This is a genomic window from Corallococcus terminator (assembly GCF_049194865.1).
Classification (GTDB): domain Bacteria; phylum Myxococcota; class Myxococcia; order Myxococcales; family Myxococcaceae; genus Myxococcus; species Myxococcus terminator_A.
On record NZ_JBLZWL010000144.1, the window covers coordinates 12,226 to 37,506 of the forward strand.

Genomic DNA, 25,281 nt, shown 5'->3' on the forward strand with positions numbered 1-25,281 from the left:
CCCGACGAGCGACCCGTGCTGCCCAAGGACCTCATCCGCCGCATCCGCAAGCTGGAGATTCGCACCCGCAAGGTGGTCTCCGACATGCTCGCGGGCCAGTACCACTCGGTCTTCAAGGGCCGAGGCATGGCCTTCTCCGAGGTGCGGCAGTACCAGCCCGGGGATGAGATTCGCATCATCGACTGGAACGTCACCGCGCGAATGAACGAGGCCTACGTCAAGGTCTTCACCGAGGAGCGCGAGCTGACGGTGATGCTCCTGGTGGACGTGTCCGCCTCGAAGGAGTTCGGCTCGCGCGAGCGCACCAAGTCCGAAATCGCCGCGGAGGTCGCCGCGCAGATTGCCTTCAGCGCGATTGCCAACAACGACCGGGTGGGGCTCATCCTCTTCTCGGACCGGGTGGAGAAGGTGGTTCCTCCGCGCAAGGGCCGCACGCACGTGCTGCGCCTGGTGAGCGACATCCTCACCTTCCAACCGGTGGGCAAGGGAACCAACCTGTCCACGGGCCTGACGTACCTGACGCAGGTGGCGAAGCGGAAGGCCGTCACCTTCCTCGTCTCCGACTTCCAGGCGCGCGACTACGAGAAGCCGCTGAAGCTGGTGGGACGCAAGCACGACCTCGTCCCGGTGGTGGTGGAGGATCCGCTCGAGGAGGCCTTCCCGCGCCTGGGGCTGGTGGAGATGGAGGACCCGGAGACCGGAGAGCGCTTCGTCGTGGACACGAGCGACCCGGGCGTGCGCGGACGTTATGCCCGGGCGATGCAGGGCGCGCGTGACGAGCGCCGCAAGCTCTTCAAGAAGCTGGAGCTGGACCACGTGGAGCTGCGCGCCGGAGATGACCACGGCAAGGCGCTCGCGCAGTTCTTCCGCGCGCGGGCCCGAAGGATGGCGGCATGAGCCGGTGGATGGCCCTGCTCGCGGTGCTGCTGTGCCTGGGGACGCTTCCGGCGGGGGCGAACGCCCAGCCGCCCCCCCCGGGTGCGCCCGCGCATGAGGTGACGCAGCCCCTGGACGTGTCGGTGCGAGTGGACCCGCAGCAGGTCCGCATCGGCGACCCGTTCACGTACCACGTGGTGCTCACGCATCCGAAGGACCACCGCTACGAACTGGCGGTGCCCAAGGAGACGGGAGACTTCGAGTTCCTGGACCAGACGCGCCAGCGTCATGACGGGCCGGACACCACCACCACGACGTTCGCCGTGCGCCTGTCCGCCTTCGCGCTGGGCACGGTGCAGGTGCCGCCGCTCGAGTTCGACGTGGCCACGCCGGAGGGCCCGCGTCGCTACTCGCTGCCGGGCCGTCCGGTGGAGGTGGCCGCCACGCTGCCGCCGGACGCGGAGGGCAAGGGCGCCGACCTGTTCGACTTCCAGCCGCCGCAGGAGGTGCCCATCCGCTCGTGGCGGCTGGTGCTGACGCTGCTGGGCGCGCTCGCCGCGGGCCTCCTGGCGTGGGCGCTCTGGCGCTGGTGGAAGAACCGCCCCACGCACGTGAACCTGCCGCCGCCGCTGCCGTTGGACGTGCGCACTCGCAAGGCGCTGGACTCGCTCAAGGCGGAGAACCTGCCGGCGCGCGGCCACGTGAAGGACTACTTCTTCCGGCTGTCCGAAATCCTCCGAGGCTACCTGGGCGAGCGCTACGGCTTCGAGGCGCTGGAGTGCACCAGCACCGAGCTGATGGCCTCGCTGCGCAAGCTGTCGCCGCCCGGGCTGCCCGAGGACAAGCTGATGCGCTTCGTGTCCGAGTCGGACATGGTGAAGTACGCCCGGGCGGATGCGTCGCCCGAGAGCTGCCGAGACGCGCTGCTGTTCGGCTACGAACTCATCGACAAGACCTACGTTCCGCCCCCGCCGCCTCAGGCTCCCGCCAATGCCGCCGCTCCCCGCGTTCAATAACCCCGAGGCGCTCTGGGGACTGCTGCTCGTGCCGCTCCTGCTGGTGCAGGCCTGGCGGGAGCGTCGCGCTCGCGCGCCCCTGCGCTTCTCCGCGGCGAATGTGTTCGCCCGAAGTGGCAAGGGCCTGCGCACGTACATGCTGCCGCTCTTGCCGCTCTTGCGCGCGGTGGCCGTCACCGCGGCGGTGCTGGCCATCGCCCGGCCCCAGGTGCGCGACTCTCGCGTGCGGGACTTGTCGGTGGAGGGCATCGACATCGTGGTGGCGTTGGACCTGTCCACCTCCATGGAGGCGGGCGACTTCCGGCCGCAGAACCGTCTGCACGTCGCGAAGGAAGTGCTCAGCGAGTTCATCGCCAACCGGGTGAACGACCGCATCGGCCTGGTCGTCTTCGCGGGCGCGGCGTACACGCAGGCGCCGCTGACGCTGGACTATGGCGTGCTCAAGGAGGTCATCAAGCAGCTGCGCACCCGCGTGCTGGAGGACGGCACCGCCATCGGTGATGCGCTGGCCACGTCGCTCAACCGCCTGCGGGACTCGGAGGCGAAGAGCCGCGTCGTGGTGCTGATTACGGACGGCGACAACAACGCGGGGAAGCTGTCGCCCATCGACTCCGCGAACATGGCGCAGGCCCTTCATGTGCCCATCTACACCATCCTCGTGGGCAAGGGCGGCAAGGTGCCCTTCCCGCAGGGGACGGACCTGTTCGGTAACACCGTGTGGCGCGAGACGGAGATTCCCATCAACCCGGAGCTGATGCAGGACATCGCGGACCGCACGGGCGGCGAGTACTACCGCGCGACGGACCCCGAGGGACTGCGCCGGGGACTCCAGAAGGTGCTCGACTCGCTGGAGCGCTCCAAGCTGATGGAGGGCGGCGCGTCCGCGACGTACCGTGAGGAGTTCCATCCGTTCCTGCTGGCCGCCTTTGGTCTCGCCGCGCTGGAGCTGCTCTTGCGGGCGACTTTCCTGAGGGTCTTCCCGTGACGCCCGTGGAACCCTGGCGCTTCACCTTGCTCGGCTATCAGGCGGGACTCGCCCAGCCGCTGTTCCTGGGCCTCGTGCTGGTGGGCGTTCTGCTGGGGCTGCTCGCGCTGACGTTGTCGCTGCGGCGCCGCTCCCGGGTCCGCGCGGTGCTGCATGAGCGGCACGCCGAGCGCTTCACGCCGGGCATCTCCGTGTGGCGTCCGGCCACGCAGGGAGGTCTGTATGGCCTGGGGCTGGCGCTGTTCGGCTTCGCGTTGGCGCAGCCGCAGTGTGGCACCAAGAGCGAGCTGACGAAGCGGCGCGGCATCGACGTGGTGGTGGCGCTGGATGCGTCCAAGTCCATGCTCGCGCGCGACGTGCAGCCCAGCCGGCTGGAGCGCGCCAAGCTGGAGCTGACGACGCTCCTGGACGAGCTGAAGGGCGACCGCGTGGGCCTGGTCGTCTTCGCGGGGGATGCGTTCATCCAGTCGCCGCTGACGTCGGACTACTCGGCGGTGAAGCTGTTCCTGCGCGCGGTGGACCCGGAAGTCATGCCCCAGGGCGGCACCAACGTGGGCGCGGCGCTGCGGCTCGCCAATCAGGTGCTGGAGAACGCGGACCGGGGCTCGAAGGAGCGCGTGGTGGTGCTGTTGTCGGACGGCGAGGACCTCGTCGGCGAGGTGGGGGAGACCACCGATGCGCTGAAGGAGGCGGGCGTCCAGGTGCTGGCGGTGGGTGTGGGGTCCGAGTCCGGCGAGCCCATTCCCGTCTTCAACAGGAACGGCGAGTTCGTGGACTACAAGAAGGACTCGACGGGCGACACGGTGATTACGCGCCTGGACCGCGCGGGGCTGACAGCCATCGCGGAGGCCACCGGTGGGGCCTTCTTCTTCCAGCCGCGCGGCGTGGCGATGAGCCAGGTGGTGGAGCGCATCGACCAGATGCAGAAGAGCGAACTCGAGAGCCGGGTGACGGTCCGCTACGACGAGCGCTTCCAGTCCTTCGCCATCCCCGGGCTGGCGCTGCTCGCGCTGGGGATGCTGTTGCTGCCGTCCACGCGCCGGAGGTCGTCATGAGCACGAACCTCGGAGCGCGGGTGCTGGCGTGTGTGGCGTGCCTCGTGTTGCCGCTATCGGCGTTCGGCGCGGGTCCGCTGGAGAGGGACCATCCGCGGGTGCAGCAGGGCCGCGAGGCGTACCTGGCGGGCCGCTACGAGGAGGCGCTGAAGGCGTTCGAGGACGCGAAGAAGGAGCGGCCCAATGACCCGGCGGTCGACTTCAACCGGGGCGACGCGCTGGCGAAGCTGGGCCGCGTGAAGGACGCGCAGGAGGTCTTCCGCGGGGTGACGGAGTCCAACCGTCCCGACCTGCGACAGAAGGCCTGGTACAACCTGGGCAACCTGGCCGCGACGACGGGAGACAGGGTGGAGGCGCTGAAGTCCTATCGACGCGCGCTGACCCTGGACCCGCAGGACGTGCAGGCCCGGCACAACTACGAGGTGGTGCTGCGCAACCTCCCTCCTCCGCAGGACAACTCGGCGGACGGTGGCTCGGATGGTGGGGGTGACTCCGGCACGGATGGCGGGCGGCCCGACGGAGGCGAGGACGGCGGCACCAAGGCGGACGGCGGCAGTCCCGTGGATGGAGGAGGCACCGACGGAGGTGAGGACGGTGGCTCGGATGGCGGTGCCGACGGCGGCGCTGACGGTGGCGCGGATGGCGGGGGAGATGGCGGCGCTGACGGTGGGGGTGACGGCGGCGCGGATGGCGGGGACGGCGGTCAGGAGGGTCCTCCGCAGAAGGGTGATGGCGGCAGCGACGGTGGCGCCGACGGCGGTGACGATGACGGCGAGGGCGACCCCCAGGATGGCGGGTCGGATGGCGGCAGCGAGTCGGAAGGTGACGCGGAAGACTCGCGCGCGGATGGTGGAGTGAGTCCCTCGGAGCTGGATCGGCAGGAGGCGGAGCGCCTGCTGGATGCGATGAAGCAGAACGAGAAGAATCTCCAGCTCTGGCGTTTCCAGCAGAAGAAGAAGCAGAGGAAGCCCAATGAGAAGGACTGGTAGCAGCGGCCCCGTGGCGGTGCTCGTCGGGCTGGCCCTGCTGGCCTCGGCGCCGGCGTGGGCGGCGGGCCTCGAGTTCTACCAGACGGTGAACCGCGAGGAGGTGGGCAGCGAGGACACCTTCCTGCTCACGGTGGTGACGGTGGATGCACCCGCCGACGCCAAGGTGAAGCTGCCTGCGTCGGACGACTTCGAGGTCGTCAACAGCTCGCGCAGCACGCAGCGCTCCGTCTCGTGGTCCGGTGGCGGTCCCGCCAACATCCAGGACGTCACCAAGTACGTGCTGGTGATGCGGGCCAATCGCGCGGGGAAGCTGACGATTCCTCCGTCGGAGATGACGACGGGCGGCAAGACGCATCGCACGGACTCCGTGCGCATCGACGTGAAGCCGGGACGACTGGGCCCGCCTCCCGCGCAAGCCGGGCGGCAGCAGCAGCGCCTGCCGGACCCGTTCTCCAACATGCCCTCGCGCCTGCCGGACCCGTTCGCGGACGAGCCGGAGGACGAACCCTCCATTCCCCGAGGGGACTCGGACCTGTTCCTGCGCTCGAGCCTGGACCGGGACGAAATCTTCGTGGGCGAGCAGGTGACGCTGTCGCTCTACATCTACTCGCGCGTGGACCTGTCCAGCGTGGACGCCGTCACCATGCCCAAGCTGGAGGGCTTCTGGACGGAGGAGGTGGAGAGCCCCACGCAGCTGTCGGGCGAGCAGAAGGTCGTCGACGGCGTGCCGTACCGGGCCTATCTGCTGCGCCGCCGCGCGCTCTTCCCGGTGAAGTCGGGCACGCTGAACATCTCCCCGGCGGAGGCGGACATCACCACGGGCTTCCTCTTCGCCGGCCACCGCGTGCACCGCGTGTCCAACGGGCTCAAGGTGAAGGTGGCCCCGCTGCCTCCGGGTGCGCCGCAGGGCATGTCCAACGCGAACGTGGGCCAGTGGCGGCTGTCGGTGGACGTGTCGCAGACGCGCGTGGAGCTGGGCCAGCCCGTCACGGTGAAGGTCATTCTGGAGGGCTCGGGCAACGTGAAGAACGTCACCCCGCCGAAGCTCACGGGCCCCGCCGCGCTGAAAATCTATGACCCCACGACGACGGACAAGGTGACGCCGCAGCGCAACCGGGTGCAGGGCCGCCGCGTGATGGAGTACCTGGTGATGCCGCAGCGCACGGGCACCTTCACGCTGCCTGGGTTGGAGTTTCCCTTCTTCGATGCACGCTCGCGGAAATACGAGGTCGCGAGCACGGACCCCATCACCGTCACGGTGGAGCCCGTGGCGGGCAGCGCGGCCACTCCGCCCACGTCGTCGGCGCACGTGGCGGACTCGGCCAACGAGCAGAAGAACGTGCTGACGTCCGGTGGGCTGCGGCCGGTGCGCTACCAGGCGCGCTTCGTCGCTCCGTCCGAGCCGCCGTGGAAGCGAGGCTTCTTCGTCCCGCTGGTGCTCGCCCCGCTGGGGCTGCTGGCGGGCGCGGCGCTCCTGGGCGGTGTGCGAGGCCGGCTGGCGACGCGCACCGAGGCGGACAAGGGGCGTCAGCAGGCGAAGGCCGCGCGCAAGCGACTGGCGGAGGCGGAGAAGCTCCGGGCAGGCGCGGACGCGGGGGCCTTCTACACCGAGGTGGAGAAGGCGCTGCACGGCTTCCTGGGCGCGCGCCTGGGCGGTCCGGTGATTGGCCTCACGCGCGAGGCGATAGGCGAGCGCATGACGGCGGCGGGCGTGGCGCAGGAGCGGCGCGCGCGGGTGCTGTACGTGCTGGAGGCCTGTGATTTGGGCCGCTATGGCGGTGGGGGTGATGCCGCCGCGCGACAGAAGGTGATGGATGCCGCGGTCGCGGCCATGGAGGGTTGGGCGTGAGCGGGTACTACTCGCCGGAAGAGGCGCAGGACGTCTTCTTGAAGGCCAACGAGGCGTACGCGCGCGAGGACTACGCGGCGGCGCAGGCGGGCTACGAGAAGCTCCTCTCGCACGGCCATGGCGGCGCGGACGTCCTCTACAACCTGGGCACCACGCACCTGGCGCGAGGAGACCTGGGCCGGGCGGTGCTCTCGCTGGAGCAGGCCAAGAAGCAGGGCGGCCGCGTGCCGGACCTGGAGGCCAACCTGGCGGTGGCGCGCGCGCGGCAGGTGGACAAGGTGGTGGGGGCCACGGCGGAGGAGGAGTTCCTCCCGCGCGTGACGGCGGCCACGGAGGGCACCGTGGTGGCGTGGACCTTCCTGGGCACCTGGGTGGGCGCGCTGCTGCTCCTGCTGGTGTGGCGGTGGCTGACCCCGGGCCGTCGCACGGGCGTGGGAGTGGTGGCCGCGCTGCTGTTCGCCGTGGCGGTGCCCTCGGGTGCCCTGCTGGCCGCGCACGCGTGGGTGGACGAGACGGTGCACGAGGCGGTGGTGCTGTCGCCCACGCTGGTGGCTCGGGAGCTGCCGCAGCCTGGCGCGCGCTCCATCTTCGAGGTGCATGCGGGCCTCAAGGTGCGCCTGCTGGAGGAGACCGGGCGCTTCGTGCGCATCCGGCTGCCCAACGGCCTGGAGGGCTGGGCCGAGCGTGAGGGCGTGGCCGAAATCTGAGCGTTCCGACGCCCGGACCACGAAACCTGGAAGCGCACGCGACGCCGGGAGTAGACTGTCTTCAAGGAATGGCGGGTTTTCCTTGGAGGTCGTAGCCCCGTGTTCGAAGTCGAGACCCATGTCGGGAAGAACCGACTGGTGGTGCGCATCTGGGGAGACATCGCCAAGGAGGAGGCCCAGCGCGTCGGTGACGCGGCGGTGAGGGCCATTGACCGGCTGCGTCCGAGATTCGACCTGTTGTCGGACCTGAAGGGCGTGACGTCGCTGGACCCGGAGGGCACGGAGCACCTGCGGCGAATCATGGAGGCCGCGAAGGCCCGAGGGTTTCGTCGCGTGGTGCGGGTGGTGGGCCGCTCGTTTGACGCGGCGGTCCTGTTCGAGCGCACCAGTCGAGAGATGGGCTACGACGCGCACCTCGCCTTCTCGCTGGAGGAGGCGGAGCGTCTGCTGGACAGCGGCGCTCCTTGAGCAGCGGACCGCTCAGCTCCGCTTGCCGGTGAGGCGGGCGAAGAGCCCCGGCTTGTGGTTTTTGCGCTCGGCGGAGGCCGCGGCCAGCCCGGCGACCTTCAGGAGATTCTGATGGAAGACGGTGTTGCCCGGCTCCAGCTCCACCGCGCGCTCCAGCAGCCGCGCCGCCCGGACGTAGTCCTTGCGTTGGTGGACGAGGATGAGGGCGAGCTTGCTGTGGAGCGCGGCGGCCTCGGGGGCCTGGTCGATGGCCTTGGTGAGGACCTCGATGGCGCGGTCCACGTGGCCTCCGCGCTCCAGCCGCACCGCGCGCTGGAGGAAGTCCTCCGTCGCTGACACGGGCACGGGCGCGTCCAGGGGCAGGTTGGGGCGCACGGGGCGCGGGGCTTGCTGCTGGGTGGCAACGGGGCCCGGCGCCGAGGGGAAGGGCGCGGCGGGCAGCGTGGGGGCGGAGCTCGTCGAGAGGCGCGGGGGAGGTGCGGGACGAGGAGGCAGCGGCGGCACGGCGGGGGCCGTCACGGAGACGGGGGAGGCGACGCGAGTCGACCCACCCAGTCCAGCAGGAGTGCCCCGTGTCGCGGGAGCGGGTCCGGTGCGCGCGGAGGGCAGGGGCGGCGGAGCCTGGGGAGCCCTCGCGGGCGGCGCGGGCGTGCTGGGATGGGTGACGTGCTCGGCGACATCGCCAGGCCGAGGAGCCTGACCGACGGCGGGCCGCATGTTGCGAGTCGGCTGCGCGCGTGACACGGGCGGGGCGCTCGGGCGGGGCCGCTCGTCGGGCGCGGTGGCCCTCGGAGGGCGGGGCGCGGGATGCGTGAGGGGCTCCTCGTCGCCGAGCGCCATGGGAGACAGCTCCTCCTCCGCGCCCAGGGCCATGAGCATGGCGGGCCGCTCACCGGTGAGCGTGGGGGCGTCCTCCTCCTGGAGCGTGGAGGGCTCCACGTCGTCGAACTCGGGTGCCTCCGGGGTGAGGAACTCACTGCCATCGAGCACGGGAAGCTCGGCGGTCCGGCTGCGCGGTGGGGGACTGACAGGCGCGCGGTGCAGCTCCAGCACCCCTCGCTCCAGCAGGGCCTTGAGGACGACCTTCACCTCGATTTCAGGCAGCCGCGCCGCGAGCGCGAGCTGGGGGACGGCGTGGACTCCGTCGACGAAGGACGCGATGTGCGCCTCGAACGGGTGCAGGGGCTGCAACGCGATGTTCAGTCCGGCGCGCAGGCGCGGCACGGTGTTCGCGTCCATCGGCACGGTGAAGCGCGCGGTGGCCAGGTCGTGCGCCGCGGGACGCTGGGGCGGAGGCTTGGGCACCTCCATGGTCCTGCTGCGCTGGGGCGGAGAGAGCATGGCCCGGACGATGGTGGGCTCCGTGATGATGTACTCCCCGCTGGCCTGCTCCGGGTCCAGGAGCAACCCGCAGTGCTCGCACTGGAAGTCGTCCTCTTCCACCGTGCCCCTGCACTCTGGACATTCTAGTTTTGCGGCCATTTCGGACCCATCATAGCGCTCCGGGCCCCCATCACCGCGACGCCCCAGGGGGCGGGGTGGAAACAGGGCCTGGGGAGGCCGCTGTTGGCGGGAAAGATGGCTTCATCCCTCTGTCAGACAGGCTGATGGGCGGGCAGGCGCGGAAGTCAGGCACCCCTTCCGCCATGGGCTTACAGAAGGCCGATGCATGGTGCTCCACACAAATGATGGGGCGACCCTGGTGCGCGTGGTGTTGGCGGGGCTATACCGCGCGCGGCAGGTGGCACCGGCAGTGGGGGTGGCGCGCCCGCGAAGCATCGTCCCTCTGAGGTCCAGAGTCGCGCCGGAGAAACATGGTTGGCATGTCCCAGGCACCCTTCCACATCCTGCTCGTCGAGGACGAACCGGTCATCCGGGAGCTGGTGCGCTCGATGCTGAGCGACGGCACCGTGGAGGTGGTGTGCGCGGCCAACGGGTTGGAGGGGCTGAAGCTGGCGCGCAGCCGGCCCTTCCACCTCATCCTGATGGATGTGGTGTTGCCGCAGCTCGACGGCATCTCCGTGTGTCGCATCCTGAAGAGCGACCCCGTCACCGCGACGGTGCCGCTCTACATGCTCACGGCGAAGGCGAAGAAGTCGGACATGGAGAGCGCCACGCTGGCGGGAGCGGATGGCTACATCCACAAGCCCTTCCGAGGCGCGGAGCTGATGGCGCTGGTGGAGCGGCTGCGCGTGGCGCCGCCTCGCTCGGAGCCGGGCTGACGAGACGGGGGGCGTCCCCGCTCAGGGCAGGCGCGGGTGGAGGAAGCGCGCCAGGGCGATGAGGTCGTCCCAGTCGAGCTCGCCGAACTCCAGGGCCACGCCGTCCGCCTCGCGGCGGCGGATGGTGCAGGTGGTGACGATCTCCTTTTCGCCCGGCAGCGGCAGGCTCAGCGTGAGCTGGCGCTGGGCGTCACCGGGGTGCGCGAGCAGGAACAGGCCCGCCATGGAGACGTCTCGGGCGCGAGCCATGACGGCGCGTCCGGGCAGGAGCACCTTCACGGGAAGGGCCGCCTCGACGCGCGGGTGGAAGCGCTCGGCGATAGGGGGTCCACCATTGGAAGTGTGCATCGGCTCGGCTCCTCACGACTGCGACAGGGTGCGACAACTCTGAGGCAGCCTGCGTGTGAGGCAAGTTTCCGTCCGCGCGGCGGGCGTCCCATCGGCTGGACGCTCTTCCCGGGCCTTGGAGCTTCAGGCGCGCGCGAGTCGTGGCCATGCGCGCGGGATTGCTTGGGTTTTCGGCTGGCACGTCGTCTGAACTGGCCCCGCCGGCAACCCGCCGCCGGAGGCAGCTCTTGGACCCGAATCACCGCAGGCTTCAGTCTCTCAGCATCACCACCACGATGCCCCGGCAGACGCCGCGCAATGACTTCGGCACGGTGTTGGCGCACGCGGCGCATCAGGTGGTGAGCAAGGGGGCGGGACTCGTGGGCGGGATGATTCCGCAGGGCCCCATCCTGAGCGCGGCCGTCTCCAGCACGAAGATGGCCATCTCCTCGGTGGTGCCGATGGGGACGACCACCACCTCGGGCGCGTCCACGTCCGGGGCGGGAGCCTCGCTGGGAACGCCGTCGGGCAATGGGGATGGGTGGGACTTGCTGCAGGCGCAGAAGGCGCTCAGCGAGGATGGCCAGAAGTTCAACGCGGCCTATCTGCAGCTCCAGAACGAGATGCAGCGGGAGAGCCGCGAGCACAACGCCATCTCGAACATCATGAAGGTCCGCCACGACTCGGCGAAGGCCGCCATCAACAACATCCGCTGAGAGGGGCGCGGCGAGCCATGAGCGTGGACAAGGTAGGAGCGGTGGGTGGCGCGGGCCCGACGTCGGTTGAGCCCGGCCGGGAGCGATTCGACCAGGTGCTGGAGGGGGTCCGAGGTCCGGCGCGAGAGACGACGCCGTCGGCGACGACGGAAGGCGCGGCGCGTCCGGCCGTCGAGGCCTCGCGGGGTGTGGCGCGGGTCGAGGGCACGGGGACGCAGGCGGCGGCGGGATGTTCGGAAGTGAAGACCGGGGCGCGGGTGGACTCCGTCCAGGCGGCGCGAGAGCAGCAGGCCGCGCAGGCGTTGGAGCGGGTGGGGCAGGCGCAGAAGCGGTTGGACCGCATCCTGGAGATGGCGGAGTCGGGGCGAGACTTCTCGCCCGGGGAGCTGCTCGCGTTGCAGGCCCAGGTCTACCGGGCGAGCCAGGAGCTCGACCTCGCCGGCAAGGTCGTCGAGAAGGCGACCGGTGGCGTCAAGCAGGTCCTCCAGACGCAGGTTTGAGGAGCTCGTGCACATGGCTTCGAGTGACCGACGCTGGCTTCTCTTCCTGTTCCTCCTGAGCGCCACGGCATGTCGGGAGCGCATCCAGCACGGCCTGGATGAGCGACAGGCCAACGAACTGCAGTCCGTGCTCATCGAACGTGGCCTCGATGCTCGCAAGGTACCGGAGGGAGGCAAGAAGCCCTCCTGGGCCATCGAGGTCACCGGAGACCAGTCCTCGGACGCGGTGCGAGTGCTCGCCGAACTGGGGTTGCCGAGGCCCGCCGCGGAGGTCGGCTGCGATGTCTTTGGTGGTGGTGGCCTGGTGCGCACGCCGGTGGAAGAGGGCGTGTGCAGGGTGCGAGTGCTGGAGCGGGGCCTGGAGAAGACGCTCCAATCCGTGGAGGGAGTGTTGTTGGCGCGCGTCCACCTGGTGGTGCCTCCCGTGCCACGGCCCGGGCAGGCCGCGGTGCCTTCCAAGGCCTCGGCGATGCTGCGAGTGACGCCGGGCAGTGCGGCGAGGGTGCGGCAGTCCTCGGAGGTCTTGAGGGCGCTCCTGGCGGGAGGGGTTGAGGGGCTCTCCGTGGAGTCGATATCGCTGCTGGTGGATGAGGTGCCCGTGAGGGTGGAAGTGGTCCCGGCGAGTGGCCTGTCGTCCCTGTCCAGGCTGCGGTGGTTGCTGGCCGTGCTGGGCGTGTTGGTGACGGGGCTGTCGGGGGCCTTGGTGTGGGTGACGCTGCGGATGCGTCATTACCGGGAGCAGAGCGTGGTGCCTCCCGCGCCGCCCGTCCCTGCGCGTCCCGTGCTCTCGCCTGGAGCGACTCGCAAGGTCGCCTGAGCAGGCGACGGAGATTCTCATCATGGATGCGACACGTGTGGGCCGGGCCGCGCGCCCGGCGAGGAGCGGTGTGCCCGCTCCAGTCCAGGAGTCGGTACCCGCGCTGGAGGCGCCACGGCCCGCTCCAGTGCAGGCGCCGCTCCCTGTTCCGACGAAGGAGGCGGTGTCCGCTCGGGTGCGGATTCCGCTGGCGGAGCAGGCGACGACGATTCGGCGTCAGCCTCCGGTGCTTCCGCTGGAGCGCTATGCGCTGGTGGCGTGGGTCCTGGGGCGAGAGCGGGCCGGGGAGCTTCTGGAGGGGCTGGGAACGGAAGCCTTGAAGCGAGCGAAGGCTCACTTGCGACACCTTGCCGCGATGCCCTCGGCGCAGCGACAGGCGAAGGTCGCGAAGGAATTCGGGGAGCGGAGCGACGCGGCGACAAGGCTGAAGGCCTTGATGGACGAGGTGCCGGAGCCGCTTCGCAAGGAGGTGTTCCGGCGCCTCCCTCCCTATCACCGGACCCTGTTTCCCGGCCGGAAGGTGGAGCCCGTGGACCCGTTGGCTCCTCCGCTGCTGACCGCGCTCGCCGAGCGACTCATCCGGGAAGCCACGCGCTGACGTCCTCGCGTGTAGCCGTCCTGGCCCGCGTACCCGGCATCCCGCGTGCGGATGCCGATGCACCGCAACCCCGCGTCACCACGAGCGCGCTTCCTGGCGAGGGGCGTGCACGAGCGGGGTGTCACCTCTTGCCGCTCACGAACCTTCGATGAACCCCGATACCGAGCCCTCCCTGTCTCCCCCTGTACCTCGTCGACTGCGTCGGCTGGGGTCGCGCCGGTTGAGCCGAGCGCACCTCTTGCTTTCACGAAGGCCTCGTGTGGCCGGACTCGGGCGCGAGGCCCTGGGGGAGATCTGTGCGGCGTTGGGCCGGGAGCTGGGATGTGCGGTGACAGCGGAGGCCCGGCTGTTGGATGCCGTGGTCTCGTCCCCGACTGGGCTGTCGAAGCCCGCGGTCTTCATCCTGCTGGAGTTGTCGGCGGTGGGTGGCGTGGCCGTGCTGGAGCTGGAGCCCGCGCTGGCGGTCGCCGCGTTGGAGCGAATCGCCGGGTCGGGAGGCAAGTCCGGGGCGGTGACGGAGCTGGCGCGACTGGAAGAGGCGACGCTGGCGTACCTGGTGCTGGTGGCGCTCTCCGCGGTGCGCTCCAAGTCACCGCTGTATCCCGCCCTGGCGCCGCGTCTGTCCGCGATGACGATGCGGCGTGAAGACGTCGCGGTGCGCCTGCGGGGGCGCCAGTCGCTGGTGGGCGTGGAGCTGGATGTGACGGTGGGGCAGGTGCGTGCGGGTGGACGGTTGTTGCTGCCTGCTTCCGTGCTTCAGGGCGTGGCTCAGGAGTTTCCCATGGAGCGAGTCACGGGCGTCGCTCCGCAGGTGCTCGCCGCGACGCTCAAACTGAGGTGCCTCATCGGACAGACGCCGCTGTCATCGCAGGCGATGGACGCGCTCGCGGTGGGGGACGTCGTGGTCTTCGAGGGCGTGCGTCGCGAGGACACGCGCCTCTTCGGCCCCGGGAGGCTGGTGGCTCGGGGCTTCTCGCTCACGGGGACGTTTCAGCCCGAGGGCTTCTCGCTGACCCGCGCGCGTGTTCGCGCGCATTTCCAGGAGTCGAACATGGTGGTCGTGAATGAACGGAGTGAGGGCATTCCCCCGCTTCCGGTGGACGTGGAAGTGGAGCTGACGCGGGTGCTGGTCCCGCTCTCGGAGTTGGCGGCGTTGAGGCCGGGTGTCCTGCTTCCGCTGCACATCAATGCCAGCGAGCCGGTGTTGTTGCGCGTGGGAGACCGTGTGGTGGCGCGCGCTGAGTTGGTGGACATCGAGGGCGAGGTGGGTGCCCGTGTCCTGGCCCTGTTGCCGTGAGTGAGCCCATGCGCATTCGGAACGTCTCGCTCTCGCCCCGCGCGCGTCTTCAGGTCGCGATGTTGCTCGTCCTCGGGTTGGCCTTGCTGGGGCCCCTGGGCGGAGTGTCCGTGGTGTCCACGGCTCGATGGCTCCTGGTGCTGGGAGCGCTCAGCGGCCTGGGCTGGTGGTGGTTTCGACGGGGCGCCACGGGGACACGCGTGGCGAGTGTGGAGCGGATGCAGGTCATCTCCCGAGCGGGGCTCTCTCCTCGCTGCGGCCTTGCGTTGGTGGAGGTCGAGGGGCGGGGATTTCTCGTGGCCTTCGGGGATGCGTTCGCGGAAGTCCATGCGCTGCCCGCGCGGGATGCGGAAACCGAGACTTTTGCTCCGGCACGTCGACAGCGCTCGGGTCGTGGGCTCCGCAAGGGAATGCTGTCATGACGGGTGGCTGGGGGATGCTCTCGCCGGTCATGGCCGTGGCGTCGGAAGGCGTGCTCAGCCAGCAGTCCTACGCGGGAAGCCCGCTGTCGATGATGGGGATGTTGGCGGTGATGTCCCTGTTGCCGTTCGCGGTGTTGATGCTGACGAGCTTCTCGAAAATCGCGGTGGTGTTGTCGCTGGCGCGCTCGGCGATGGGAACGCAGCAGGCGCCACCCACGCTGGTGTTGACGGGGCTGGCGGCGGTGCTGACGGGCCACATCATGGCGTCGGTGATGGAGCGGACGTACGACGCGGGGCAGCTCGCCTATCAGGAACTGGAGGCGGGCTCCGGCGTGAAGATTCTCGAGGCCGCGGCCCGGGTGGCGGAGCCGCTGCGGGCCTTTCTCGTGAAGCATGGCAGCCCCGAGGAGCGGGCTCGTTTCGTGGACATGGCGCGGGAGCTTCGTCCCCCGGAGGAGATGGACGCGGTGCGGGAGACGGACCTCTTCGTCATCATTCCCGCCTTCGTCCTCACCGAGTTGAAGGAAGCCTTTCAGATTGGCTTCCTCGTGTTCCTCCCGTTCCTGGTGCTCGACATGGTCATCGCCAACGTGTTGCTCGCTTTGGGCATGCAGACGCTGTCGCCCAGCCAGGTGAGTCTGCCTTTCAAGATTCTTCTCTTCGTGGCCGTGGATGGTTGGTCGTTGCTCGCGCGCGGCCTCATCCTGGGTTACCGGTGATTCGATGACCCAGGATGTGTTGTTGACCCTGGGACGTGAGGCCTTGTTGTTGATGGTCCTCGCGTCCTTGCCACCCATCGGGGCGAGTCTGCTGGTGGGCTTCCTGTCGAGTCTGTTCCAGGCGACGACCCAGCTTCAGGAGAGCACGTTGTCGGTGGTGCCGAAGCTGTGCGCGGCGGTGGTGGCCTTAGTGCTCTCCGGACCGTGGATAGCGGCGCAGCTCACGCGATTCACCCACCAGCTCCTGATGCTCATCTCCGAGGTGTCGGCATGAACCTGGAGCTGCTGCGCGCCCAACTGGAGACGCTGGGGCCGGATGCGGTTGCGGTGGCGCTGTGTGCCGCGCGGCTTCTGCCCGTGGCCTTCCTGTGTCCGCTGTTCGGAGGACAGGCCACGCCCACCACGGTGCGACTGGGGTGGGTGTTGTCGCTCTCGCTCTTTCTTCGAGCGGAGGGAGGTGTGGGGACGGCGGAGCCCGTGACGTCGTCGTTGGTGTTGGGGGGGTGGGTGTTGCGCGAGCTGGCTTATGGCGTGTCGGTGGGGTTGGTCGCGGCGTTGCCGTTCGACGCGGCGCGAATGGGTGGACGGTTCATCGACCTGCTTCGCGGAACGTCCGCCGAGGCGAGCCTGCCGGTGGCGGGGAGCCGGGAGTCGGCCACGGGCGAGGGGCTCTACCACCTGCTGGTGGGACTGGCGACGTCGGGGGCGGTGGCGCCACTGGTCCTGGGAGCGCTGGTGCGTGGCTTTGGCGTGGTGAAGCTGGGGGCGTTCGTGCCCACGGAAGCGGCGACCTTGCACGTCGTCGTCCTCGCGGGCGGCGCGCTGGCCACGGGGCTGGCGGTGGGGGCGCCGATGGCCGCGGCGATGCTGGCGGTGGATTGCTTTCTGGCATTGGCCTCGCGCGCGGCGCCGCAAGTGAATCTCCAAGAGTTGGGGGCTCCGCTGCGAATCCTTGGGGGCGGCGTGGTGCTGTGGCTGGGAATCGGGGTGCTGTGTGAGCGCCTGCTGGCGGAGGTGCTCTCCACGGACGGTTCGCTCTCGTTGCTGGGGATCCTGGCCCAATGAGTGGAGAGAAGACGGAGTTGCCGTCGGCCCGACGTCTGCGCGAGGCCCGCCGCAAGGGGCAGATTCCCCGCAGTCGACTGCTGTCCTCCAGCGCGGTGACCTTGGGTGGGGTGCTTGGCTTCGGCTCGGGCGCGGTCGGGATGTTCTCTCGGCTCGAGGAGTGGACGTCGAGGCTGTTCCTGGAGCAGCAGCTCACGGGGGCCTGGGAAGAGGGGCTCTGGATTTTCGTGCGCCTGAGCGCGCCAGCACTGGGGGGCGCGTTCGCCGCGTCACTGGCGGTCTCCATGGCCACCGTGGGTCTCGAAATGGACCCGAGCCATGTGGCGCCGAAGTGGGAGCGGGTCAGTCTTTCGTCAGGGCTGAAGCGCCTCTTCAGCGTGAAACCCGTGAAGGAGTTGGGCAAGGCGTTGGTGGTGGTGGCAGTGGTGGGCGGCCTCGTCTGGAGCGAGGTGGAGTCGGTCGGTCCGGACGCGCTGCGTACGGCGTGGTTGGCCGGGCGCGACGGGCTGCCACTCATGCTGGAGCACCTCGTGGCGCTGATTCGCCGCGTGGCCTGGGTACTCCTGGTGCTGGGCATTGGGGACTACGTGCTCGCCAGGAGGAGTCATCTGCGCGAGCTGATGATGAGCCGCGAAGAAGTGAAGCGTGAGCACAAGGAGAGTGAAGGGGACCCGCGCCACAAGGGGCAGCGCAGGGCCTTGCACCGTCAACTGGCTCAAGGCGGCCCATCGCGCGGAGTCCAGAAAGCCACGGCGGTGGTGGTCAACCCGACGCACCTCGCGGTCGCCATCCGCTACGACGTGAGGGAGTGCGAGGCGCCCTATCTCGTGGCGAAGGCGCGAGAAGAGGATGCGCTGGCGCTTCGGGAGGAGGCCCAGCGGCTCGGGGTGCCGGTGGTGCGAGACATCCCATTGGCGAGAAGCCTCATTCACTACGACATCGGTGAGCCCATTCCCGAGGAGTTGTACCAGGCCGCGGCGGTCGTCTTGCGCACGGCGATGGAGTCGCGGGACGGGGATGGAGCAGCACGGAGACAGACATCATGAAGGTGCTCGCGAAGTGGTTGATGAAGGTGCGCAGCTCGTCGGACCTCGTGCTGGCGGTGGCGATGGCCGCGGTGCTGGGTGCGCTCATCATTCCCCTGCCGGCGTGGCTGCTGGACGTGGGGTTGGCGGTGAACCTGGCGGCGGCGGTGGCCTTGCTGGTGGCGTCCCTGCGGGCCAAGGACGCGCTGAAGGTGACGTCCTTCCCCTCGCTGCTGCTGTTCACCACGCTGTTCCGGCTGGCGCTCAATGTCTCATCCACGCGATTGGCGCTCGCGGAGGGGCACGCGGGCGACGTCATCCAGGCGTTTGGTGAGTTCGTCGTGCAAGGGGACTACGTGGTCGGCGGCGTGGTGTTCGCCATCCTCTCGTTGGTCCAGTTCCTGGTGGTGGCGAAGGGCGCCGAGCGCGTCGCGGAGGTGTCCGCCCGCTTCACCCTGGACGCGATGCCGGGCAAGCAGATGTCCATCGATGCGGACCTGCGCGCGGGCGCCATCGACCAGGCCCAGGCCCGCAAGCGGCGGAGAGACCTGGAGCGCGAGTCGCAGATGTTCGGCGCCATGGATGGCGCGATGAAGTTCGTGAAGGGAGACGTCGTCGCGGGCCTCGTCATCGTCGCGGTGAACCTGCTCGGCGGTTCGCTCATCGGCGTGCTTCAGGGCGGGATGACGCTCTCCGAAGCCGCGTCGACGTTCGCGCTCATCGCCATCGGCGATGGGCTCGTCTCCCAGGTGCCGTCCCTGTGCATCACGGTGGCGGCGGGCCTCGTCGTCACGCGGGTCGCGTCGGAGCACGAGGACGACTCGCTGGGCTCGGAGATCGGCTCGCAGTTCTTCGGTGAGGCTCGGACACTCTGGGTGGTCGCGGGACTGTGCGTGGCGCTCGCGTTGATGCCGGGCATGCCGCACCTGACCTTCCTGCTCCTGGCGGCGGGGCTGGTCGGACTGGGGCGCGCCCTGAAGCGAGGCCCTCGCCTGGCGGAGGCGGCGACGCGAGGAGGGGAGCAGCCGGGCTCCAAGGCTGGAGCCACGGACAAGGAAGGCACGGCTCCAGAGAGCACCGTGGTGCCCGTGGGAGTGTCGCCCCTCACGCTGGATCTCGCGCCGGACCTGACGATGCTGGCGCAGGCGTCCGCTGGAGCCTTCGTCCACACGACGTTGAACACCGTGCGCGATGAGCTCTTCTTCGAGTTGGGAGTGCGAATCCCTGGCATCCGGGTGCGGACGCAGGCCGCATACCTGTCCCCCGGCGAGTACCGAATCCTGGTGGATGAAGTGCCAGCGGGAGGCGGGCAGGTGCGCGTGGACGGGCTCTATGCGATGGCACCCCCCGATGAGCTCGCGTTCCTCCAGCTGAAGGCAGACCCGGCGGTGGAGCCCTCGACGGGAAGGACCATCAGCCACATCCCTGAGTCGAGTCGAGGGTCGGTGGAGCTCGCGCAGGTCCTGGTCCTTCGTCCCGAGGAACTGCTCGCCGACCACTTGCGAGGCGTGCTGCGGAGCCGCGCCGCGGACCTGTTGGGACTCCAGGATGTCCAGGGACTGCTGGAGGGCTTGGAGCCCCGTGCGCCGATGCTGGTGAAGGAGGCGTTGCAGAAAGTCCCACTGCCCCTGCTCGCGGACGTGCTGCGAAAGCTCCTCCAGGAAGGGGTCAGCATTCGCGACCTGCGCGCCATCCTGGAAGCGCTCGTCTCACCCACCACGGAAGGGGACGCCGTCGCGCTCGCCGAGCGCTGTCGCCAGGCCCTGCGCCGCTACCTCAGCCACAAGTTCGCGCCCACCGGTCCGCTGTACGCGTACCTCGTGGACCCGGAGGTGGAGGAGATCCTGCGGTCCACCGGTCCGCGGGGACCCGCGCCAGACCCGGAGCGGGTGGCGGAAATCCTGGAAGGCGTCCGACAGGTGGCCACGGGAGGAAAGGCCGTGCTGCTCACCGCGCCAGACGTCCGGCGGTCGCTGCGGAGGCTCTGCGAGGGGGCGTTTCCTGAAGTGGCCGTGCTCACCTATGGGGAGCTGGACGGCGCCCTTCAGATTCGGCCCATCGGCAGGCTTTCGCCTGTGCCGATGGGGTCCTGAGTCGACTCAGAGGCCCGTGCCGGTGCTGCCGGGGCTCTTGGTCTCAGGGGAAGGCAGGTCACTCTGGGCCTGCTGGGGGGCGGGACGGTTGACCCTGTCTCGCAGCTCCTTGCCCGTGCGGAAGAGCAGGCCACGCTTGGGCTTCACCGGGATGACCTGACCCGTCTTCGGGTTGCGTCCCTGGTATCCCTGGTAGTTCTTCACGTGGAAGGCGCCGAGACCGCGAATCTCGATGTTCTCGCCGCGACACAGGGCATCCTTCATCGACTCGAAAATCGTCTCGATGGTGGCCTCAGCCTGCTTCTGCGTCACGCCTCGCTTGGCCACGAGGATGTTGATCAGATCGGACTTGAGCATCGGACGCTCCCGCAAACCCGGTGACCCCTTGGCGACAGGGCACTGTGGCCCGTGGTGAATCAGGAAAAGATAACAGAACGCGCTGGCACTGCAAGCAGGGTGGACTCCCAACCACCTAGAAACTTTACGGATTTCCGCCTGCCGCCACCTTGGCGGGCGCCGAAGGGAGCGCTTCCGCCAGTCCAGGCCGCAGGGGGACGACCAGGTCGGTCCACCGCGTCTGGCGCAGGCGCTCGACGCCGAGGCAGTCCGCCTCCTGGAAGAAGTGCTCCACCTGCTCGAAGCCCGCTGCGCGCGGACCATTCCAGGTATCCGTGCCTCCGGAAATCATCACCCCATGCACCGCGAGGGTGGTGTCCGCCAGGGTGAGCGAGGCTGGGTCCCTTGCGGGCCGCAGGCCTCCTCGGCGCAGGCGCTCCAGCAGCCCGGCGGCTTCCATGCGGTCCACCACCTCGTGGACGAGCGACTCGGGGACTCGGAGCCGGGTCGCCAGCTCGCGCGGCGTGGGAGCCGGGCCTCCGTCCACCCACGTCAGGGTGGTCTCCTGGGCGACGCGGGAGGCCACCAGCTCATGGGCACGGGGATGGGTGCCGAACGCGAAGAGGGAGTCGCGGAACGCGGTGTGCTCGACGGCGTAGGAGAGCCGGGCGCCGAAGAGCAAGAGCAGCCAGCTCACGTAGACCCACGCGAGGAAGAGGGGCAGGGCGCTCAGCGAGGCGTAGAGCAGGTTGTACTGGAAGCTGCGCGCGGCGAACTCGGCGTAGAGGGACTTGGCCACCATCCATCCGAGCCCCGCGACGAGTCCGCCCGCCAGGGCGGAGCGCACCCGGACGTGTGCGTAGGGCGTCCAGAAGTACAGCATCGTCAGGCCCACCACCGCGATGAGCGTGGTGCCCAGGGCGATGAAGACGCCGGGATACGGCAGGCTCTGCAGGACGCCACGCACCGCCCGGGTTCCGGTGAAGGACGCGGCCAGGAAGACGGGGCCCAGCAGCAACAGCCCGGCGTAGATGAGCAGGCGGATGCCCCAGGGGCGCTGGCGGCGGATTCCCCACAGCTCGTTCACCGCGCCGTCGATGTGGCGCAGCAACGAGCCCGCGGACAGGAGGATGGCCAGGAAGCCGATGCTGCCGATGGCCACGGAGTTGCCCTGGTCCAGCAGCCGGTTGAGCACCGCCGCGGACTTCTCCTGGACACCCGGCGCGAGCAGCTCGCGGACGACGGAGCGCAGACGCTCCTCGAAGCGGTCCTGGTGGAAGGCGTTCAGCAGCACCAGGCCCACCGTCAGCAAGGGCACCAGTGAGAACATGCTGATGTAGGTGAGGGCGGCGGCGCGGAGCCGGAGATTCTCTCCTCGAAACCCCTGCGTCACGGTGCTCGCGGCGAGCACCGTGTCCGTGGCGAAGCGGCCCAACGGAGTGCCCTCCACCGGAGCCCAGACGCGCAGGGCCCACGCGCTCACCCGGTCTCGGGTGGTTCTCAGCCACGAAGACGGAGACAGGGCCACGGCCGACCTCAGGTGCGCCAGCCCACGAAGGGGCGAGCCCCCTGGAGGGAGGGGATGAAGGGGCGGCAGGAGGCTTGGCGCGGAGCGGAGATGAGGGTCATCCGGGACTGAAGTGGGGCAGGGAAGCCGACGACGCTCCGCGACATGGAGCCGCAAGGCTAGCCAAACCCGAGCCTCCTGGGCCAGCCCACCCCCCGTGACTCCGCGATTCTGAGCACACCTCCCGACATCCCCGCCCGGAACCCTGCCACCTGCTCGTCGTGGGAGCTTGTGGGTGGGAGCCCGCCCGCGAGCATCTGGCTCTAGCGAACGAGGTCTCGAACTCGCCCTGGCTTCGAGCCGAGGGCACGCCGCCCTCGGAGGAGAGAGGGCGGCGTCAATCTCAGCCCCCGCCGCTCAGTGAGGCGGGAACTCGATGGGGTGGGGATGCGTTGGCATCACCCACCCCACCGTGAGGCATCAGGCGGTGCGCCCTAGGACTCCGAGCCGCCCTGACCGGAGGAGGCCGGAGGCGTCGAGCCACCGCCGCTCTCGCCACCGCTTCCGCCCGACGAGCCCTGGCCACCACCGCCGCGCTCGCCACGACGCTCGCCGCGCTCACCGCGCTGTTCGCCGCCACGGTCCGCACGTTCACCGCGCTCGCCGCCGCGTTCACCACCGCCGCGTTCACCGCGCTCGCCGCCACGGTCACCGCGCTCACCACCGGCGCGTTCGCCGCGCTCACCACCGGCGCGTTCGCCGCGCTCACCACCGGCGCGTTCGCCGCGCTCACCACCGGCGCGTTCGCCGCGCTCGCCGCCGGCGCGTTCACCACCACCGCGCTCGCCGCGTTCACCGCCCCGGTCTCCGCGAGGACGGTCCCCGCCGCGCTCCGGGCGTCGGCCACCGCCACCACCGCCAGCACCACCACCACCACCGCCGCCGCCGCCGCCGCCATCACGGCGGTCACCACCGCTCCGGTCCCGGTCCCTGCCACCGCCTCGGCGGTTCTGGTCCTGGCGTCCGAAGCCGCCGCTGTCAGGCTTGCGATGCTGCATCGCCAGCTCGCCATCACCCGAGCCCGGCGACGAGGCCACCTTGTGCTCGGGCCCCGTGGCCGAGCGTCCATAGATGTCGTACTGCTCGCGGTGGTAGTTCTGCTGCGCCTTGACCTGGATGGACTTGTTGTACCGGTCCATCAGGTGCCGCAGCTCGTTGCGCTCCTCGCCCTGGAGCAGGCGCGCCACTTCCGCGTTGCAGTTGATGACCAGCGTGGAGTCCTTGTAGCCCGGCGCTTCCCGGCGAATCTCCCGGAAGATTTCGTACGCCACCGTGGTGGCCGTCTTCACGAAGCCGTTGCCGTCGCAGTACGGGCAATCCTCGTGCAGCACGCGGCCAATGGACTCGCGCACGCGCTTGCGCGTCATCTCCACGAGGCCCAGCTCGGAGATGCGCAGCACGTTCGTCTTCGCCTTGTCGCGGCCCAGTGCTTCCTGGAGCGACTTGAAGACCTTGTCCCGGTTCTGCGCCTTCTCCATGTCGATGAAGTCGCAGATGATGATGCCGCCGATGTTGCGCAGCCGGAGCTGGTAGACGATCTCCTTGGCCGCCTCGACGTTGATCTTGGTGATGGTCTCCTCGAGGCTCTTCTTGCCGACGTAGCGGCCCGAGTTGACGTCGATGGCGGTGAGCGCCTCGGCCTGGTCGATGATGAGGTAGCCGCCGCTCTTCAGCCACACCTTGCGCTGCGTGGCGCGCTGCAGCTCCTGCTCGATGCCGTACGCGTCGAAGACGGTGTCGTCGCCCTCGTGCAGCGCCACCCTGTCCCGCAGCGCCGGGTCCTGCGCCGTCACGAAGCCGAGGATTCGCTCGTACTCCTCGCGGTCGTCGACGACGAGCTTCTCCACGTCGTGCGCGAACAAGTCACGCGTGGCGCGCAGGATGAGGTCCAGGTCCGGGTGCAACAGGCCCGGCCCGCCCCGCTTCTCGTTCTTGCGGACGACCTGGTTCCACACCTCGATGAGGAACCGGATGTCGCTCTCGAGCTTCTCCTGCGGCACGTTCTCCGCGACCGTGCGCACGATGAAGCCCGTCCCGGGCGGCCGCAGCCGGTCCACGATGTCACGCAGCCGTCGGCGCTCCTTCTCGTTGGAGATGCGGCGGCTGATGCCCACGTGGTCCACCGTGGGCATGAACACGAGCTGACGGCCCGGAATCGAGATGTGCGAGGTGAGGCGCGCGCCCTTCGTGCCGATGGGGTCCTTGGAAATCTGGACCACCACTTCCTGGCCCACCTTCAGCAAGTCCTCGATCTTGTCCGTCCGGCGCTGCTTGACCTTCTCCTTGCCGCTCTCGTCGTGCTTGTCCCGGCGCTTCTCGTCCCCCTTGTGCCGGCCCTTGTCCTTCTCTTTTTCCTTCTCCTTCTCCCGAGCGCGCGGCTCACGCGCCTCCCGGGCCTCGCGAGGCGTGCGGCGCTCTCCAGAGACCTCGGCCGGACGCGCGGCCACGGCCGCCTCGTCGCCCGCTGGAGCAGGAATCAGCTCGCTCAGCGCGGTGGCCGCGTGCGGCGGCGGCTCGGGCGGCAGCATCGCCGCGGCCAGCGCGGCGGCGGTGGCTTCGTCGGACAGCGGCGCGGCCTCGGTCGGAGCCTCGGACGGGCTCTCCGCCACGGGGGCCTCGAGCACCGCGACGGCCACGGACTCCGTCTCCAGCACGGGCGTCGCCGCCTCGACGGCGGACACGGTGACCTCCGTTGCCTCCACCACCGTCACGGAGGGCTCGGTCGTGGTGGCCTCGGCGGAAGGCTCACCACCCTGAGCGGGGGCCTCGGCGACGGGCGCCAGCTCGATGGACGGCGCGTTCGCCGCCAGCTCCAGGATGGTGTCGCGCGGCAGGGACTCGGTGCGGTGGGCCTGGTCCTCACCCGCCAGCTCCGCGGCCTCCACCTCCACGTCCACCGCGGGGCCCGCGTCCCGGGCCGCGGCCTCGGCGGCATCGGCCTCGGACTCGGTCGGAACGTCGGGGGCGTCCTCGTGCTCTCCCTCCGTCAGCTCGAACTGGGCCCGGGCGAAGTCCGGGTCGTAGACGACGTCGCTGACGTAGAGGAAAGCGGCCTTCTCCAGGCCGATGTCCACGAAGGCCGCCTGCATGCCGGGGAGCACCCGGACCACGCGGCCCTTGTAGATATTTCCAACGACGCCCTTGTCCTTCTTACGCTCGAGATAGAACTCCGCGATGTGCCCGTTCTCGACGAGCGCTACGCGAGTCTCCCGACCCGCTGCGTTGATGACGAGGATGCTGCTCATGGACGAATCCTGGACGCGCGCGCGGTAGGGCGGACCTCACCGGACGGGAGGCGGCAAGACGCCGCGCCTCCGAGCACGCTGCGAAGGGAGAGGCGGCCTCCGGTGGCCCTCCAGTCAGGACGGCCTTCCCGGTCTGTCCGGGTACGGCTCGCGTCACGCTGTCGAGGGCCAAGGGGACCACCGCCTGCTCCTCCGAATTTAGTCGCTCCGCTTTGCGACCGGCACCCTGCCGGGCGGAGCCTTGTCTTCAACCGCGTTCGAGGTCCTCCACCACGCGCGTGCCGCCCGCTCCTTCCTTCCACACCCGGTCGGTGCCCTTCAGTGGGTCACCTTGGGGGGGCGACTGGAGCCCCGGCGCAGCCGACGCGCCCGGAGGTATCCGGGAAC

At 69.7% G+C, this 25,281-nt stretch carries 25 protein-coding genes; 20 read left to right on the forward strand and 5 right to left on the reverse strand.

Translation table 11 applies throughout. The features are described 5' to 3' along the window. Nucleotides 1–15 precede the first annotated feature (15 nt). The 8 genes from ACN469_RS42940 to ACN469_RS42975 all read left to right on the forward strand — a co-directional run bounded on the left by ACN469_RS42940 (nt 16) and on the right by ACN469_RS42975 (nt 7,945). Nucleotides 16–897 (forward strand): DUF58 domain-containing protein, encoded by an 882-nt coding sequence (locus ACN469_RS42940; RefSeq protein WP_498778122.1) that lies wholly within the window; start codon nt 16–18, stop codon nt 895–897. Continuing rightward, a complete protein-coding gene (locus tag ACN469_RS42945) occupies nt 894–1,892 on the forward strand; it encodes a BatD family protein (RefSeq protein ID WP_498778124.1) in 999 nt (332 codons plus the stop codon). Before ACN469_RS42940 ends, ACN469_RS42945 begins: the two co-directional genes overlap by 4 nt. Then, on the forward strand, nt 1,867–2,877 hold the full coding sequence (locus ACN469_RS42950; RefSeq protein WP_498778126.1) for a vWA domain-containing protein: 1,011 nt from the start codon (nt 1,867–1,869) through the stop codon (nt 2,875–2,877). Before ACN469_RS42945 ends, ACN469_RS42950 begins: the two co-directional genes overlap by 26 nt. Then, nucleotides 2,874–3,932, forward strand: coding sequence for a VWA domain-containing protein (locus ACN469_RS42955; protein ID WP_498778127.1), 1,059 nt, complete (start codon nt 2,874–2,876; stop codon nt 3,930–3,932). Before ACN469_RS42950 ends, ACN469_RS42955 begins: the two co-directional genes overlap by 4 nt. After that, nucleotides 3,929–4,921, forward strand: a complete 993-nt coding sequence (locus tag ACN469_RS42960) for a tetratricopeptide repeat protein (protein ID WP_498778129.1) — start codon at nt 3,929–3,931, stop codon at nt 4,919–4,921. Before ACN469_RS42955 ends, ACN469_RS42960 begins: the two co-directional genes overlap by 4 nt. Beyond that, nucleotides 4,905–6,770, forward strand: a complete 1,866-nt coding sequence (locus tag ACN469_RS42965; protein WP_498778131.1) for a BatD family protein — start codon at nt 4,905–4,907, stop codon at nt 6,768–6,770. Before ACN469_RS42960 ends, ACN469_RS42965 begins: the two co-directional genes overlap by 17 nt. Next, nucleotides 6,767–7,477, forward strand: a complete 711-nt coding sequence (locus tag ACN469_RS42970) for an SH3 domain-containing protein (protein WP_498778133.1) — start codon at nt 6,767–6,769, stop codon at nt 7,475–7,477. Before ACN469_RS42965 ends, ACN469_RS42970 begins: the two co-directional genes overlap by 4 nt. Nucleotides 7,478–7,576: 99 nt before the next feature. After that, nucleotides 7,577–7,945, forward strand: a complete 369-nt coding sequence (locus ACN469_RS42975) for an STAS domain-containing protein (RefSeq protein ID WP_498778135.1) — start codon at nt 7,577–7,579, stop codon at nt 7,943–7,945. A 12-nt stretch (nt 7,946–7,957) separates the two neighbouring features. Here ACN469_RS42975 and ACN469_RS42980 read toward each other — a convergent pair whose 3' ends face one another. Next, on the reverse strand, nt 7,958–9,388 hold the full coding sequence (locus ACN469_RS42980) for a tetratricopeptide repeat protein (protein WP_498778137.1): 1,431 nt from the start codon (nt 9,386–9,388) through the stop codon (nt 7,958–7,960). A gap of 371 nt (nt 9,389–9,759) precedes the next feature. Between ACN469_RS42980 and ACN469_RS42985 the strand changes: the two genes are divergently transcribed. Then, nucleotides 9,760–10,167 carry a response regulator gene (locus tag ACN469_RS42985; protein WP_498778139.1) on the forward strand — a complete coding sequence of 136 codons (408 nt, stop codon included), beginning with the start codon at nt 9,760–9,762 and terminating at the stop codon, nt 10,165–10,167. A 21-nt stretch (nt 10,168–10,188) separates the two neighbouring features. On the opposite strand, the gene ACN469_RS42990 is transcribed toward ACN469_RS42985, so the two are convergent. Next, nucleotides 10,189–10,515 (reverse strand): PilZ domain-containing protein, encoded by a 327-nt coding sequence (locus ACN469_RS42990; RefSeq protein ID WP_498778140.1) that lies wholly within the window; start codon nt 10,513–10,515, stop codon nt 10,189–10,191. Between the two features lie 275 nt (nt 10,516–10,790). On the opposite strand from ACN469_RS42990, the gene ACN469_RS42995 reads away from it, so the two are divergent. The 11 genes from ACN469_RS42995 to ACN469_RS43045 all read left to right on the forward strand — a co-directional run bounded on the left by ACN469_RS42995 (nt 10,791) and on the right by ACN469_RS43045 (nt 19,746). Then, complete coding sequence (locus ACN469_RS42995; RefSeq protein WP_498778190.1) at nt 10,791–11,210, forward strand: hypothetical protein; 420 nt, start codon at nt 10,791–10,793, stop codon at nt 11,208–11,210. 17 nt (nt 11,211–11,227) lie between these two features. Continuing rightward, entirely contained in the window at nt 11,228–11,710 is a 483-nt protein-coding gene (locus ACN469_RS43000) for an EscF/YscF/HrpA family type III secretion system needle major subunit (protein WP_498778142.1), read from the forward strand. A gap of 13 nt (nt 11,711–11,723) precedes the next feature. Continuing rightward, nucleotides 11,724–12,527 (forward strand): flagellar M-ring protein FliF, encoded by an 804-nt coding sequence (locus ACN469_RS43005; RefSeq protein ID WP_498778144.1) that lies wholly within the window; start codon nt 11,724–11,726, stop codon nt 12,525–12,527. Nucleotides 12,528–12,549: 22 nt separating this feature from the next. Further along, nucleotides 12,550–13,125, forward strand: a complete 576-nt coding sequence (locus ACN469_RS43010; protein ID WP_498778146.1) for a hypothetical protein — start codon at nt 12,550–12,552, stop codon at nt 13,123–13,125. A 259-nt stretch (nt 13,126–13,384) separates the two neighbouring features. Continuing rightward, the gene (locus ACN469_RS43015; RefSeq protein ID WP_498778148.1) at nt 13,385–14,422 is read left to right on the forward strand and encodes a FliM/FliN family flagellar motor switch protein; all 1,038 of its coding nucleotides are present in this window, start codon (nt 13,385–13,387) and stop codon (nt 14,420–14,422) included. An 8-nt stretch (nt 14,423–14,430) separates the two neighbouring features. After that, the gene (locus ACN469_RS43020) at nt 14,431–14,844 is read left to right on the forward strand and encodes a flagellar biosynthetic protein FliO (RefSeq protein ID WP_498778150.1); all 414 of its coding nucleotides are present in this window, start codon (nt 14,431–14,433) and stop codon (nt 14,842–14,844) included. After that, complete coding sequence (gene sctR, locus ACN469_RS43025; RefSeq protein ID WP_498778152.1) at nt 14,841–15,563, forward strand: type III secretion system export apparatus subunit SctR; 723 nt, start codon at nt 14,841–14,843, stop codon at nt 15,561–15,563. Before ACN469_RS43020 ends, sctR begins: the two co-directional genes overlap by 4 nt. A 4-nt stretch (nt 15,564–15,567) precedes the next feature. After that, nucleotides 15,568–15,837 carry a flagellar biosynthetic protein FliQ gene (locus ACN469_RS43030; protein WP_498778154.1) on the forward strand — a complete coding sequence of 90 codons (270 nt, stop codon included), beginning with the start codon at nt 15,568–15,570 and terminating at the stop codon, nt 15,835–15,837. Then, entirely contained in the window at nt 15,834–16,628 is a 795-nt protein-coding gene (locus ACN469_RS43035) for an EscT/YscT/HrcT family type III secretion system export apparatus protein (protein WP_498778156.1), read from the forward strand. Before ACN469_RS43030 ends, ACN469_RS43035 begins: the two co-directional genes overlap by 4 nt. After that, nucleotides 16,625–17,674, forward strand: coding sequence for an EscU/YscU/HrcU family type III secretion system export apparatus switch protein (locus ACN469_RS43040; RefSeq protein ID WP_498778158.1), 1,050 nt, complete (start codon nt 16,625–16,627; stop codon nt 17,672–17,674). Before ACN469_RS43035 ends, ACN469_RS43040 begins: the two co-directional genes overlap by 4 nt. Beyond that, nucleotides 17,671–19,746 (forward strand): FHIPEP family type III secretion protein, encoded by a 2,076-nt coding sequence (locus ACN469_RS43045; RefSeq protein ID WP_498778160.1) that lies wholly within the window; start codon nt 17,671–17,673, stop codon nt 19,744–19,746. Before ACN469_RS43040 ends, ACN469_RS43045 begins: the two co-directional genes overlap by 4 nt. Nucleotides 19,747–19,752: 6 nt before the next feature. Here ACN469_RS43045 and ACN469_RS43050 read toward each other — a convergent pair whose 3' ends face one another. The 3 genes from ACN469_RS43050 to ACN469_RS43060 all read right to left on the reverse strand — a co-directional run bounded on the left by ACN469_RS43050 (nt 19,753) and on the right by ACN469_RS43060 (nt 24,894). Beyond that, the gene (locus ACN469_RS43050) at nt 19,753–20,103 is read right to left on the reverse strand and encodes an HU family DNA-binding protein (protein ID WP_253992874.1); all 351 of its coding nucleotides are present in this window, start codon (nt 20,101–20,103) and stop codon (nt 19,753–19,755) included. A 124-nt stretch (nt 20,104–20,227) separates the two neighbouring features. Beyond that, nucleotides 20,228–21,610, reverse strand: a complete 1,383-nt coding sequence (locus ACN469_RS43055) for a YhjD/YihY/BrkB family envelope integrity protein (protein WP_498778161.1) — start codon at nt 21,608–21,610, stop codon at nt 20,228–20,230. A gap of 473 nt (nt 21,611–22,083) precedes the next feature. Continuing rightward, nucleotides 22,084–24,894, reverse strand: coding sequence for an Rne/Rng family ribonuclease (locus ACN469_RS43060; protein ID WP_498778162.1), 2,811 nt, complete (start codon nt 24,892–24,894; stop codon nt 22,084–22,086). Nucleotides 24,895–25,281: the final 387 nt, after the last annotated feature.